This is a genomic window from Thiorhodococcus fuscus (genome assembly GCF_042682685.1).
Classification (GTDB): Bacteria; Pseudomonadota; Gammaproteobacteria; order Chromatiales; family Chromatiaceae; genus Imhoffiella; species Imhoffiella fuscus.
On the sequence record NZ_JBHUHX010000020.1, the window covers coordinates 22,854 to 37,946 of the forward strand.

Sequence of the window (15,093 nt, forward strand, 5' to 3'; positions counted from 1 at the left end):
AGACGCCTCCTCCGATGACGTCCCATGCCCATCGTTCGATCAGCAACAAGCTGCGGCGCATCATCCTGCTGACGACCCTAGTGTCGCTCTTGGTTGCGATGCTCGCCGTGCTTGGAATTCAGGCCCTGGCCTATCGCAGTGCCCTGCTGCAGCATGTGTCGGTTCTGGTGCAGGCGATCGGCACGACCACCACGGCGGCTCTGGAATTCGGCGATCGCAAGGCCGCGACCCAATTGCTTGAGGCACTGCGCGCGGAGCCCGAGGTCAGCGACGGCTGGCTGCTCGACAACGCCGGCGGACTGGTTGCCGTCTATCCGCCGGAACATCCCGGAACGGGCGAGACGGCTGCGGCCGGCCTCAGGGACCGCGCGCTGCCGACCTGGATCTCCGCCGCTTTGGCGAGCGGCGAGAAGGCATACGCCTTTTCCCGCGATGGACTGGTATACGTCGCGCCCATCCGCTTCGATGGAGAACGTATCGGCTGGGTGGCGATCAAGTCCAGTCTGAACGGCCTCTACGCCAGTCTGCGCGGAAATGCCGCGCTGCTGATCGCCGTGCTGCTGGTCGCGACGGGGCTGGCCCATCTCGTTGCCAGTTGGCTGCAGCGGCGTATCTCAGACCCTATCTTCCGTCTGGCGGCCGACATGGATCGGGTGTCGATCGAGCAGGACTACAGCCTGCGCGCCCTTCCCGGCGAAGACGACGAGATCGGACGGCTCATCGACGGCTTCAACAGCATGCTGGAGCAACTCGGCGAGCGCGACAGGCGGCTCGCCGAACACCGCCAGTTGCTTGAGCGCGAGGTCGCCGAGCGGACTGCCGATCTGACCCAGGCGGTGGAGGCGGCCCAGATCGCGCGCGGTAGCGCCGAGCAGGCGCGCGAAGTGGCGGAACAGGCCAGTCGCGCCAAGTCTCAGTTCCTGGCCAATATGAGTCACGAGATCCGCACCCCTCTGAACGGGGTCGTCGGCATGAGCGAGCTGCTGCTCGGGACCGACCTTACGCCGGAGCAGCGACGCTTCGCCGGTGGTATCACCCGCTCCGGTCGTTCGCTGCTCACGGTCATCAACGACATCCTGGATGTCTCCAAGATCGAGGCCGGCCGCATGATGTTGGATTGTGCCGATTTCGATCTGGAGGAGCTGATCGAGGAGGTCGTGGATCTCTTCGCTGAACGGGCGCACGCCAATTCGCTGGAGCTGGCCTGTCGTCTCTCGCCCGATCTTCCGTATCGGGTCAAGGGTGACCCGGATCGCATCGCCCAGATTCTGAGCAACCTCATAGGCAACGCGATCAAGTTCACCGAGTCGGGAGAGGTGTCGGTGCGTGTCGACCTACAGTCCCACGATGAGCGCCAGGTCTGGATACTGGTCGAGGTCGTCGACTCGGGGATCGGCATTCCGCTCGACCGTCAGTCTCAGGTCTTCGACGCGTTCGCTCAGGTCGACGGCTCATCCAGTCGCGCGTTCGGCGGTACCGGCCTGGGGCTCGCCATCGCCAAGGAGTTGACCGAGCTGATGGGCGGCATGATCGGGCTCGAAAGCGACGGTTGTACGGGCTCATGCTTCTGGTTCTCGATTCCCATGGAGGTGGTCGATTGGGCATCACCGATCGGCGATGCCTACCCCGATCTGGCTGGACGGCGCCTGCTGCTGGTCGAGCCTCACGGCATCACCCGCTCGACCATCGTCGCCCACGCCGCACGCGCCGGGCTCGAAGTGAAGGAATGCGTGGACGTCGACGGAGCGCTCGCGACCCTGAGGGATGACGAGGCGCTGGGGATGCGTTTCGATTTCGTCATCATGGATGCCAGTCTGAGCGGGCTCGATACCTTCGCCGACCTGGCGGAGGCCCAGGTCGCATACAGCTTCAGGGATATCCCGCTGATCCTGCTCGTTCCCGTCAGCCTCGTCTGCCAGTCCGATCGGCATCTGGGTCTGAGCATCGACGCCTATCTGTGCAAGCCGATCGGCCGACGCCGTCTTTTCGCCTGTCTCCAGGACATTTTGGCCGAGGAGACTGACGGAGCGGGCGATCGCCACGGCGAGGCGAGCGGCAAGGCTCGGCTTCCCCCCCTCGGGCTCCGGGTGTTGGTCGCGGAGGACAACCCAGTCAATCAACAGCTGGCGGCGGCCATGCTCAAGGCGATCGGCTGCAGCGTCCGTATCGTCGCCGACGGTCAGGCGGCCATCGATGCCAGTGCGCAGGGCGGTTTCGATCTCATCCTCATGGATTGTCAGATGCCGAGGGTCGACGGCTATGAGGCGACCCGTCGGATCCGGCGTCGCGAGGAGGTGGAGTCGCTCGCACGTCTGCCGATCATCGCCCTCACGGCCCACGCCATGTCAGGCGATCAGGAGCGGTGTCTGGCAGCGGGCATGGACGACTATCTGGCCAAGCCGGTGATGCTCTCGATGCTGCATCGATTGCTGCTGCGCTGGTCTGGCCAGCCGGATTCGGGGATGACTCGTTCCGTGGCGTCGAGCGCGGATGATGCGCCGAAGATGCCCCAACTCGATGCATCCTCGGACTGGGCGGCGCGACCGCTGCTCGCCGCGTCCGTCCTCGACGCACTGTGCGCGATGGTCGAAGGGTGCGACCCCAACCTCCGTGCCCGGCTGATCGGCACCTTCTTGGAGTCCTCGGCATTGCTTGGCGCGAACCTCGTGACAGGCATCGGCGAGACCGATCCGCGTCTCGCGATCGAGGCGGCTCATGCCTTGCGCTCGGCGGCCGCGAACGTTGGAGCCGAACGTCTCGCAGTCCTCTGCGCTCAGATCGAGTGCGTGGCCGGGGAAGGCGAGACACTCGGCGTCGGGCAATTCCTCGTGGAGTTTCTGATGCCGTTCCAGGAGGTTCTCGACGAGACCCGATCGATGCTGAAGGCGCGGCTCGTCTCCGATGCCGAGGTCAGGGTTCCTCCGCCGCGAGTGGGCGCTTCGGCCGAGATTGGCGAGCTGCACTCGGATGCCGGACCCCGGATCCTGGTCGTGGATGACGATCCGACCGTGCAGCTGTTGGCGAGCACCTATCTGACCGAGGCCGGCTTCAGTGTCTCCGAGGCGTTGGATGGTCGCTCGGCCATCGCATCGGTGCGCTCCGGACGCCCCGATCTGGTCGTGCTCGACGTCATGATGCCGGGGCTCGATGGCTTCGAGACCTGCCGCATGCTCCGAGACCTGCCAGGGGTCGAGCTGGTGCCGATTCTGATGGTGACCGGGCTCGACGACATCGCCTCCATCGAGCGCGCCTACGAATCCGGTGCCACCGATTTTCTTGCCAAGCCCATCAATTGGAGTCTGATCGTCCATCGCATCCGTTATCTGCTGCGCGGTCACGCCACCCTGGCCGCCCTGCATCGCAGCGAGGCGCGCAACAGTGCCTTGATCTCCGCCATTCCCGATGCGCTGCTGCGTCTGGATGCCGAGGGGCGCATCCTGCATTTCAAGCCCGGTCGCGCGATCCTGGGGCTTGATGGTACCTCGGCGCAGGTCGTGGGGGATCTTTCGGATCTGCTGCCAGAATCGGTCGCGGGCACGATCCGGCACGAGATTCGGGCGACCCTGTCCGAGCATGCGATGCGCGAGTTGGAGATCGAGCTGCCGGGCAGCGACACCGAGATGGTGGCCTTCGACGCCCGACTCATCGCAATCGACGATCAGCAGGTCATCCTCCTGCTGCGCGACATCACCGAGCGGCGCCGAAGGCAGCGGGTCATCCACCAGCTCGCCTACCGTGACGGCCTGACCGGTCTGGCCAATCGGCGTCAGTTCAATCAGGATCTGGCGGATGCCCTGGCCGATACGCGACGTCAGGACGACCATGTGGCCCTGTTGTTCCTCGATCTGGACGAGTTCAAACGCATCAACGATTCGCTCGGGCACGGTATCGGCGACGAGCTGCTGCGCGCCGCCGCCGCGCGTTTGCAATCGGCGGTCGAGTCGGTCACCTCGGGCGCGACTGGCGCTCTGCGCACGACGGTCGCCCGGCTCGGCGGGGACGAGCTGACCGTGATCATCTGCGGTAGCCGCGCCGATCAGGTCGCCCGCGAGGTTGCCGAACGAATCGTCGACGGTTTTCGCGAGCCATTCGTCTGTTCCGGGCAGGACATCGTCTGCACGGTTTCGGTCGGGATCGCGCTCTGTCCCGAGCATGGCGAGACCTTCGAGCTCCTCCTCAAACATGCCGATACCGCCATGTATGCCGCCAAGGTCAAGGGGCGTAACACCTACCGCTTCTTCACCCCGTCGATGGGCGAGGCGGCCTCGCGCAAGCTGGATATCGAGGCCAGGTTGCGTCGCGGTATCGAGCGCGGCGAGTTCCTGATCCATTACCAGCCCGTGGTCGACATCGCCTCCGGTGAGATCTTGAGTCTGGAGGCGTTGCTGCGCTGGCAGGAACCGGAGCAGGGGCTCGTCGGCCCGGACGCCTTCATCTCCGTGGCCGAGGAGTCGGGTCTGATCCTGCCTCTGGGTCAATGGGTCATCGATGAGGTTGGCCGTCAGCTCGAACGCTGGTCACATCAGGGACTCGATCTGGGTGTCGGGATCAATCTGTCGGCGCGTCAATTCGTCCAGCCGGAACTGATCGAACAGGTGCTGGGTGTCGCTGCCGGTCTGAGACCAGGGGCGATCGAGATCGAGATCACCGAGAGCCTGCTGCTCGATCAGAATGTCGGCCTGATCGACAATCTGGCCCGGTTGCGTGCGGGTGGCGTGCGCGTTGCCATCGACGACTTCGGCACGGGCTATTCCTCCTTGTCCTATCTGCAGAACCTGCCCATCGATACGCTCAAGATCGATCGCCGCTTCGTGCGCGAGATCGGTCAGGCGCATCCAAGCGATCCCGTCGTTCGTACCATCATCGCTCTTGGGCAGGGTCTGGGTTTGCGCATCGTCGCCGAGGGGGTCGAGTCGGAGGCGCAGCTGGACTTTCTCGTCCGTGAAGGTTGTCAGGCCGTGCAGGGCTATCTGTTCGCCCGTCCGCTCTCGCTGTCTCAATTGTCCACCTACCTGTTGCGCGGCGATGCACGGTCCAGGATTGCGCGCGGGTTGGCGTCCACCAGCGAGATCGAGCCGATCTCGTCCGATTAGCGAGTTCCCTTCATGAATCCATTCGAATTGCATCCCAGACTGAGCGCGGACACCTTTCTTCTGGCCGAGTCCGGGTCGAGCGTCTTGCTGCTGATGAACAACGCCCTGCTGCCCTGGTTCATCTTGGTTCCCAAGACCGATCGGCGCGAGTTGCATCGATTGGATCCGGATCTGCGCCGCCGGGTTCGCGACGAGACCGATCGGCTCGCCGCCTTCGTCGAGCGCGAGTTCCAGCCGGACAAGCTGAATATCGCGACCATTGGCAATCTGGTGCCGCAGCTGCATATCCATGTCATTGCCCGTTATCGCACCGATCATTGCTGGCCCGCTCCGGTCTGGGGGGCGCCGCAGCGGAGCGATTATGAAACGCCTGAGGTCGAGCGTCTGAGGGAGTGCGCCCTGGCATCGTTGGGAGAGGGCTTCGCTCCGCGCCCTGGAATCTGAGCGGTACGCGGTCTGTCGGGTTAAGATCGTGCGCATCCTATCGATTGCCAATCCCATTGGTCGAAGCAGGCCCGAATCCATCCACGAAGAGGTGTTCCGATGCGATACCAATCAGCCGACATCATTTCGGCGAACCCATGCGCCGCGAGCGCGTCCTCTCATGGCGTGGCGGTTCACGGCCGTCATTCCTTGACTGGGTATGTCCTGATTGCCGGCATGCTCTGCGGGCTCTCCGCCTGTCAGCCGCAAGCGCCGCAGTCGGCCGCCTCGACCCCGCCTCCGGCCGTGATCGCGGTTTCGGCCAAGACTCAGCAGGTCGCCGAAGAGTTGCAGTTCGTGGGACGGGTGGTAGCCGTCGACCGGGTCGATCTGCGTGCTCGGGTCGAGGGTTTCCTCAAGGAACGCCGCTTCAATGAAGGTCAGCTGGTGGCCGAGGGCGATCTGCTCTTCGTGATCGAGCCCGACCAGTACCAAGCGGTCGTGGAGCAGCGTGCGGCCGATGTCGAGAAGGCCAAGGCGGATTCGCAGAACGCCGATGCCCAGCTCAAACGTGGCATGGAGCTCCTGGCCCAGAAGAACATCGCCAAGGCCAAGGTGGACGAGCTCCAGGCCGCCGCCTCCGTGGCCAAGGCCAGCATCGCCCAAGCCGAGGCGGCGTTGACGGCGGCCAAGCTCGATCTCAGCTATACCAAGATCGTTTCTCCGGTGGCCGGACGCATCGGTCTGGCGAGTCTCACGGTGGGCAATCTGGTCAGTCCAGCGTCCGGTTCGCTGGCGACCATCGTGAGCCGCGATCCCATCTATGTTCAATTCCCGGTCACCCAGCGCGAGCTGCTAGAGGCGAAGCGCAAAATTCACGAAAAGGGCGGCGATCCGAGCAAGATCGAGGTCAAGGTTCGGCTTCCCGACAATAGCCTCTACGCCCATGCGGGCTATCTGAACTTCATCGACGTGACCACCAATCAGGGCACCGACTCGGTGACCATCCGCGCCGAGCTGCCCAATCCGGACGGGATCCTGGTCGATGGTCAGTATGTCGGCGTCGTGGTCCAGCGTGGTGCGCCGCAGTCGGCGATCATGATTCCGCAGTCGGCGTTGCAGCTCGATCAACAGGGGATCTATGTCTTCGTCGTCGACGCCGACAGCAAGGCCCAGGTGCGCCGCATCGAGACCGGGCCGACCAAGGGGGCCAATGTCGCCGTGAGCAAAGGGCTGAGCGAGGGCGATCTGGTGATCACCCAAGGCGTCCAGAAGGTGCGGCCGGGGCAGGAGGTCAAGGTGTCGCCCGATCAGACGGCGGGTGAGGGCACGGCATCATGATCTCCGACATCTTCATCGATCGTCCCCGACTCTCGATCGTCATCTCGATCGTCCTGACCCTGGCCGGTCTGATCGCCATCACCCAGATTCCTGTCGCGCAGTTTCCCGATATCGTGCCGCCCCAGGTCTCGGTCAGCGCCGTCTATCCGGGCGCGAGCGCGTCCGTGGTCGAGTCGACCGTCGCCCAGCCGATCGAATCTCAGGTCAACGGCGTCGACAAGATGCTCTACATGAAGTCGTCCAGCGGCAACGACGGCAGCTACTCGCTGAACGTCACCTTCGCCCTGGGCACGGATCCGGACATCAATACCGTCAACGTTCAGAATCGCGCCAACCTGGCGTTGTCCCAACTTCCGGAGGAGGTCACGCGCCAGGGATTGACGGTCAAGAAGAAGTCCACCGCCATGCTCCAGGTGGTGGCCCTCTATGCCCCCAAGGGCGCCTACGACGAGCTCTTTCTGAGCAACTACGCCACCATCAACGTTATCGACACCCTCTCGCGCGTTCCGGGCGTGGGCGATGTCTTCCAGTTCGGTCCGCTCGACTACAGCATGCGGATCTGGCTCGACTCGGACAGTCTCACCGCGCTCGGCCTGACTCCCTCCGACGTGATCTCGGCCATCCAGAGCCAGAACGTCCAGGCCGCAGTCGGGCGGATCGGCGCTCAGCCGATGACGCCGGATCAACAGTTCCAGATCACGCTTCAGACTCAGGGGCGTCTGACCGACGTCGATCAGTTCGAGAACATCGTGGTTCGGGCCAACCCGGACGGCTCGACGGTGCTGGTCAAGGATGTCGGCCGGGTCGAGCTGGGCGCCAATCAGTCCGACTCCGTCAGTCGTCTCGATGGACAGGGAACGGCGGCCATGGCCATCTATCTGGCACCCGGCGCCAATGCGGTCTCGGTGGCCAACGGCATCAAATCGGCCATGGACAAGCTGTCGGAACGCTTCCCGGACGGGCTGGACTATGCCGTCGTCTACGACACCACCGAATTCGTCACGGCCAGTCTTGAGAAGGTCATCCATACCCTGTTCGAGGCCTTCGTTCTGGTCATCCTGGTGGTCTTCCTCTTCCTCGGCAGTTGGCGGGCGACGCTCATCCCGTTGATCGCGGTACCGGTGGCCCTGGTCGGCACCTTCGCCTTCCTGCTGATGATCGGCTTCTCGGCCAATACCATCTCGCTGCTCGCCGTCGTGCTGGCGATCGGCATCGTCGTCGACGACGCCATCGTGGTGGTGGAGAACGTCGAGCGCATCATGGAGGAGGAGGGGCTGGCGCCGCGCGAGGCGGCCAAGAAGGCGATGACTCAGATCACCGGGCCGATCCTCGCCATCACCCTGGTGCTGCTGTCGGTGTTCCTGCCGGTCGCCTTCATCCCCGGCATCACCGGGCAACTGTTCCAGCAGTTCGCGGCCGTGGTTGCCTTCTCGATGCTGATCTCGGCGGTCAACGCGCTGACCCTGTCCCCGGCGCTGTGCGCCATTCTGCTCAAGCCCAGTCACAAACGGGGAGTGATGGGCTATGTCATGGGCGGGATCGATCGGGTCCGCGACGGCTATGCCGCCGTGGTCCGCAAGCTGGTGCGCTTTTCGCTGCTGGTGCTGCTGCTGGTGCTGGGGGCGGGCGCGGCGAGCGGCTGGCTGTTCAAGACGATCCCGACCGGCTTCCTGCCCGAAGAGGATCAGGGTGCCTTCATGGCGCAGGTCCAGCTTCCCGAGGGGGCCTCGCTCAACCGGACCCTGGAGGTGGTGAAGCAGCTCGAAAAGCTGATCGGCGCCGATCCAGCCGTCGCCCACGTTTTGACGGTGCCCGGATACAGCATCCTCGACGGCAGCGTGCAGTCCAACTCTGCGACCGTGATCGGGCGTCTCAAGCCCTTCGAGGAACGCGCGACGCCGGATCTGAAGGTGGACGCGGTCATCCAACGCATCATCGTTCAGACGGCGGGTATCCCGAGTGCGCGCATCATGCCCTTCAATTTGCCGCCGATCATCGGTCTCGGCACCGGCGGCGGTTTCGAGTATCAGCTCGAAGACCTTCAGGGTCGTACCCCGCAGGAGCTGGCCGCCGCCATGCGCGGCATGATCGTGGCGGCCAACCAGGATCCGGCGCTGTCGCGGGTCTTCTCGACCTGGGCGACCGACAACCCTCAGGTCTATCTCGATATCGATCGCGAGAAGGCGCAGACGCTCGGGATTAAGGTCAGCGACATCTTTACCGCCCTTCAATCCACGCTGGGCGGCTATTACGTCAACGACTTCAATAAGTTCGGGCGGGTGTGGCAGGTCAAGATCCAGGGCGAGGAGCAGGATCGCAAGTCGTTCGATGACGTCTATCGCATCCATGTGCGCAACGACACGGGCGATATGGTGCCGATTCGCGCGCTCATGGCGCCCGAACTCATCATGGGGCCGCAGCTGTTGCAGCGCTATAACAACTACCGTAGCGTCACGCTCCAGGGTAGCCCGGCGCCGGGTCGCAGCTCGGGTGATGCCTTGGCGGCGATGGAGCGTCTCTCGGCCGAGACCCTGCCGTCCGGTTTCGGGTATGAATGGACCGGTACCGCCTTCCAGGAGAAGGAGGCCGGCGGCAAGACGCCCATCGTGCTGGGACTGGCCGTGCTGTTCGCCTATCTGTTCCTGGTCGCGCTCTACGAGAGCTGGTCGATGCCGATAGCCGTACTCTTGTCCGTCACCATCGGCGTCCTTGGGGCCATGACAGCGCTGCTGATCGCGCACCTGCCGAACGATCTCTATGCCCAGGTCGGTATCGTGGTGCTCATCGGGTTGGCGAGCAAGAACGCCATCCTCATCGTCGAGTTCGCCATGGAAGAGCGCGCCTCCGGCAAGCCGATCATGGAGGCGGCGGCCACAGCGGCACGGCTGCGGATTCGGGCGGTGCTCATGACCAGCTTCGCCTTCATCCTGGGCTTGGTTCCGCTCGTCATCGCCAGCGGGGCTGGGGAGGCCAGTCAGCGTGGCGTGGGCACCGCCGTCTTCGGCGGTATGCTTGGGGCCTCGCTGGTCGGCATCTTCCTGATCCCCATGCTCTACGTGGTGTTCCAGCGCTTGCGTGAATGGTTCCACGGCGGACCGGCCGTGCGCTCGACGGCCGCTTCTGCCGAGCGCTGATCGCGCGTGCGGGACCGCTGGCAAGGCGCCCCTCGGGGCGCCTTTTTCTTTCGTGGGCCTGACCTTCATGCCTCGGCATGGAAAGCCGAATTCGCTGTCCCAATCTGATTGCGACGCTGGATCGTCACCTTCTCCCGGATGGCTCGCCGATCCCTTTCCGACTGTTGATCGAGGTGTATGGCGTGGTGACGCACTGGATCCCATTGCTTGGCGACTTGCGCCATTATCGGCCCGAATGGCTCTCTCACGACGTGGTGGCCGGTCTATCGGTTGCTGCGGTTCAGATCCCCACTGCCATCGCTTACGCACATCTCGCCGGATTTCCGCCCGAGGCCGGGCTCTATGCCAGCATGCTTCCGCTTCTGGTCTACGCGCTCTTCGGCTCGTCGCGGCGTCTGATTCTGGGGCCGGATGCCGCCACCTGCGCCATGATAGCGGCCCTTCTGATTCCCCTGGCCGGGGACGATCAGGACGCCTTTCTGCGTCTGTCTGCCGGACTGGCCATCGCCGCCGGGATCATCATGGTTCTGGGCGGCACGGCGCGGATGGGCTTCATCGTCAATTTCTTTGCCCGTCCCATTCTGATCGGCTTCCTCAACGGCATCGCCATCAGCATCATCGTCGGTCAATTGGGCAAGTTGGTGGGGATCGCGGTCGAGAACCACGATGTCGGGCCGGCCTTGCTGGAATTGCTGAAACGTTTTGGCGAGTTCAACGGCCCAAGCCTCTTGTTGGGGTTCGCGACCTTGGCGATCCTGATCCTGCTCAAACGCTTCCTGCCGCGCGCGCCCGGGGCCTTGCTTGCGCTTCTGCTCGCCGGCATGGCGGTCTATGCCCTCGGGGCTCGGGCGCTGGGGATCAGCCTGATCGGCGAGGTGCCCTCGGGCCTGCCCGATTTTGCCTTGCCTCAGATCGGTTATCAGGGCGTGCAGAGCATTATCATGGGTGCGGTGGGCCTGGTGATCGTGAGCTTCACCAGCGGCATGCTCACCGCGCGCAGCTTCGCCGCCCGGCACGGCGAGAGCATCGATGCCGACCGCGAGATGCGAGCCATCGGCTTGGCGAATATCGCCTCTGGATTCTTCGGCGGCTTCGCGGTGACGGGGGCCGATTCGCGCACTGCGGTCAATGACGCCAGCGGCGGCAAGACGCAACTCGTCTCGGTCGTGGCCGCGCTCTCGACTGCGGGGGTGGTCGTCTTTTTCGCGACCCCGCTGTCCTATCTCCCCATCACTGGATTGGCCGCCGTGCTCATCTTTTCGGCCTGGAGCCTGCTCGATCTGCAGGCCTATCGCGATCTTTGGGGTATGGCGCGCTTCGAGTTCTGGTTGGCACTGCTGACGACCTTGAGCGTCTTGGCGATCGGCGTGCTGCCGGGCGTGGTCCTTGCCATCCTGCTCGCGCTCGTCAACGTCCTGATCCGTATCTATCGGCCGGAGGACTGCCTGCTTGGACAGGTGCCTGGGATCGACGGTTACAATGACCTGGCTCTGTCCCCGAATTCCAGTCCTGTTCCCGGAATCCTCATCTACCGCTTCGAGGCGCCGCTGCTCTTCTTCAACGCCGAGCACTTCAAGTCGCGCATTCTGTCGCTCGTGGATCGGTCCGACCCCAAACCGCGCTGGCTGGTCCTCAGTGCCGAGGGCATGAGCCAGCTCGATTCGACCGGAGCCCAAGCCCTTCGCGAGACCTATGACGCGCTGCTGGAGCGTGGCGTGCGGCTCGTGGTGGCTCGGCCCAAACTGTTCATGCGCCGACTCGGCCAGGCCATGCGGCTCGGCGAGACGATCGGGAACGAAAACATTTTCTTCTCCATCCGCTCGGCGGTGGAGTCCATTCAGCGTCGCGAGTCGCACTCGGGCGAGCATGAGGTGCCGCAACTCGGACCTCTGGATTATTTGATGCGTGAGGATGTGCGATGAAGCTCTTTCATTCGATATTCGGCCATGCCGATGAGACGCGGGGCCGGTATCCCGAATGGCTCATCGAAGCCGCCATCGATCGTGCGGTCGAGGGAACCGACCCCCGGATCAAATTCGTGTCCGGTTACCGCAAACGGTTGCGCCCAGCGGTGATTCGATCCATGGACCATGTGGTCGCCCTGGTGGACGCCTTTCCCGAGGCGTTGCCGGTTGGGCGCGCCGAGTATTCCGAGGATCCTCGGCTCGGCGCCCTGTTCGCCTCGGCGGATTCCATGCTCGACACCCTGGGACGTGACAAGGCGTTGCGGGACTATCTCGATGGGGCTGGAGTCGGCATGCCTCGCGTCACCGCGCTCATCATCGTCGATCGGGTCGATCGCCGTGGGCTGGGATCGGAGTTGGTGGATGACATGCTGCAGCGCGAGGTGGCTCAGGTCCGGGTCAGCTTCTCGGCTCATCGTCTGCTGGACCCGACCGATAGCGAGAAGGAGACGCGCCGTCACCTGAAGCGTCGCGCCTTCGACCATCTCCTGTCCTTGGCGCTTCGGCATATCTCGGAGTCCCAAGTCGAGCGTGCCGATCTGGTCCGTCAGCGCGACCTGCTGTATCGCAAGCTATCCGCGCTGGAGGAGGGCGGCTGGAGTTTCGAGCCGATCGGCGATCAGGCTCTGGATCCGAGCGCGCTCCAGATCGAACTCGACGGGATCACCCAGCAACTGGATGCGCTCGGCCCCGACACCGGGCTCTTGGCGAACCATCTGGATCTGGTGACGGAGGTGCTCGATAATCCGCAGAAGCACCTCTGGACCGATGAGGTCGAACTCTATCTGGACGCCATGAACCTGCTGCGTCATCCCCAGGACCCCAACGCGCGACATATCCAGCTTCACGAGATCCAGAACGAGCGCGGACGCCGGGCCATCATGCTACTCGTCTCGCTGCGCCCGAGGGATCTGCCGCCCAGAGAGGATTTGATCAGTGCGGCCGAGCGGTATCTCTACTGAGGGTCGCGCTCCGGCTGGCCCTTTCGCTTCAGTCCGACGCTCGGCCCGGAACGCCGCCTGTTATCGCTCGGTCGGCTGCGGCTATCAGACACGCTTGAACGAACGCTATGCGCATCGAAACCATCAAGAACTACAGGCGTCTCTCGGACCGGATCGCCACATCGGGTCAGCCCGAGGAACTCGAATTCAGGGCCATCGCCGAAGCGGGATTCGAGGTCGTCGTCAATCTGGCGATGCCCAACTCGGAGAACGCGATCCCCGAAGAAGGGAATATCGTCACCGCCCGCCGGATGCTGTATGTGCACATCCCGGTGCCATTCGAGGCGCCGACGGCAAGCCATCTCCGGTCCTTTCTCGGCGTCATGGACGCCTTCGCGGACCAGAAGGTCTGGGTCCACTGCGTCGTCAATTACCGCGCCTCCGCGTTTCTCTATCAATACGCCAGACTCGTCGAGGGGCGGACGCATGAAGACGCGCTCGGCGTGATGCTGCCGACCTGGGAACCCAACGCGGTATGGCGGGCCTTTCTTGCGCTGACCAGAGAGGATCTCGTGGCCGAGCAGAGGCGTTCGGTTTGAACGCTTGCATTTCCTCAAGGATTGGACGGACAAACGCCGCGAGATTTTCAAAAATCGCGTATACAATCTTTGGGGACTTGACAACTAGCTAGCTCTTGGTTTTCCTTTTCCACGTAAGCCCGAGTGATTGCGGCGCTTGGTGCGAGTATTTGGATCATTGTCCAGTCGAGATGGAAGCGGGGATCTTCATAATCGTCGGCTAGGAAGAACTTACCCTTGAGTACCTCTGCTCGGGCATGGCTCGAAAGGTCCGAGAGTTGCTCTACATCTCTGAGATACGCCTGCAATCGATCTGTGACCAAGTTGTAGTCGAAGTAGTAACCAGGTGTGCCTTTGTCTGATTCCTCGGCAAGGCATTTTCGAACATTTCTGACTGCCTTAGCATATCTCGGTGGAGAAGTTTTCCCACCTTCATTCTTCTCTAACCACACAATCTCCACCTTCACCAGTTCATGCAATAAGGCCCAAAGGCTGTGAATTACTAGTGCTGGCGATGGGAACATTAGGTCTTGGTCGTTTCCGCACATGTCGCGAATGTAGAAGTGCGCGCGATAGAGATTGTGTGCTGCTCGGCCAGCTTGACGATACAACAAAGATTTTTCTGTTGATTTTTTAAAATAGTTTTTTCGGCGTATGTTCGATATCACCCTCCATGTGCGCGTGCGCCCAGCCAGCCAGTGCGCAAAAAGTAGACTTCGAACCGTGCTTGGAACCATGAATTTAATCGGTGGAAATTCAATTATGGGAAAGGTGTTGATGCATGGTTCCTTCGGCTGAATGCGGAAGCAAAGTGCGCGTTGCCACATGGTGACAAATACGAGCTTTTGTGCGAGAAGAGAGAAATTCCATTCTGCTACTTCTTCGGATATGTCTTTTTTTGAAGTTGTTTTTTTGAGGAATTCGGGTTCTTTGCTTGCCCAGAATTTTAGGATTCTATCTGCAGTTTTGCATTCAGTAATAAATAGATCGTCAATGTTGCGGGCGCCAGGTCCAGGTTCAAGCTCATCAATATCTTCGAGTTTTTTATCCAGGTTTTCACATTGTTTTTTGATTTCTTTTTTGGTGTTTTCTTCGTCGCTTTCTTCGTAATTTATTGAGCTTTTTTCAATCCATGATGAAATATCTGAATGCCAGATTTTCCACCAGGCATCAGAGAATGCTCCTCCATGAACCGATATTGCATTTCGCATAGCTGCTTTGCGAATGCTGGATAGCCATTTCTCGGAGCAACGCAATGCATTAGATGCTTCTTTTGAGAGAGGTTTTCTTGGCTTGACTTCATTCAGTGCAGTGAAAGGGATGCATTCAGTCAGGCACGCCCAAAGGCTAATTAGTTTAAGATAAGCAATCGTTGCATGGTAGTTTAGTCCGTGACGTTCAAATCGCTGAGCAGAATAGAGTATTACGCCGAATACGAGTCGAAGATCTGGGCAGCTTGGTGGGTCGTATCGATTCGAATACCTGTCTAGCAAAGCGTTGCGTAGTCGATCGATGGCTTCATCGGTTAGTTGTCCGTCGTTGGATACGAATTTAATCAGTTGAGAAATCCCCCGGCTTTGCCGGGGAGACCGTAGAAGTTTGACATTTACAAGAGTCCA

General features: G+C 62.0%; 8 protein-coding genes. 7 read left to right on the forward strand and 1 reads right to left on the reverse strand.

Features of this window, described 5'->3' with window-relative positions; all coding sequences use genetic code 11:
* The first annotated feature begins 14 nt into the window (after positions 1-14).
* The 7 genes from ACFSJC_RS09875 (at position 15) to ACFSJC_RS09905 (ending at position 13,495) form a co-directional block, all read left to right on the forward strand.
* The gene (locus ACFSJC_RS09875) at positions 15-5,093 is read left to right on the forward strand and encodes an EAL domain-containing protein (protein WP_386026191.1); all 5,079 of its coding nucleotides are present in this window, start codon (positions 15-17) and stop codon (positions 5,091-5,093) included.
* A 12-nt stretch (positions 5,094-5,105) separates the two neighbouring features.
* Positions 5,106-5,537, forward strand: a complete 432-nt coding sequence (locus ACFSJC_RS09880) for an HIT domain-containing protein (protein ID WP_386026193.1) — start codon at positions 5,106-5,108, stop codon at positions 5,535-5,537.
* Between the two features lie 99 nt (positions 5,538-5,636).
* Positions 5,637-6,857 (forward strand): efflux RND transporter periplasmic adaptor subunit, encoded by a 1,221-nt coding sequence (locus tag ACFSJC_RS09885; RefSeq protein ID WP_386026195.1) that lies wholly within the window; start codon positions 5,637-5,639, stop codon positions 6,855-6,857.
* Positions 6,854-9,991, forward strand: coding sequence for an efflux RND transporter permease subunit (locus tag ACFSJC_RS09890; protein ID WP_386026197.1), 3,138 nt, complete (start codon positions 6,854-6,856; stop codon positions 9,989-9,991). Before ACFSJC_RS09885 ends, ACFSJC_RS09890 begins: the two co-directional genes overlap by 4 nt.
* Positions 9,992-10,068: 77 nt before the next feature.
* Positions 10,069-11,913: a SulP family inorganic anion transporter gene (locus ACFSJC_RS09895; RefSeq protein ID WP_386026199.1), complete on the forward strand. Its 1,845-nt coding sequence runs from the start codon at positions 10,069-10,071 to the stop codon at positions 11,911-11,913.
* Entirely contained in the window at positions 11,910-12,917 is a 1,008-nt protein-coding gene (locus ACFSJC_RS09900) for a hypothetical protein (RefSeq protein WP_386026200.1), read from the forward strand. The genes ACFSJC_RS09895 and ACFSJC_RS09900 overlap by 4 nt, the downstream gene beginning before the upstream one ends.
* Positions 12,918-13,024: 107 nt before the next feature.
* Entirely contained in the window at positions 13,025-13,495 is a 471-nt protein-coding gene (locus ACFSJC_RS09905) for a protein tyrosine phosphatase family protein (RefSeq protein WP_386026202.1), read from the forward strand.
* A gap of 47 nt (positions 13,496-13,542) precedes the next feature.
* Here the strand turns inward: ACFSJC_RS09905 and ACFSJC_RS09910 are convergent.
* The coding region (locus ACFSJC_RS09910) for a hypothetical protein (RefSeq protein ID WP_386026204.1) at positions 13,543-15,093 on the reverse strand (1,551 nt) is incomplete at its 5' end.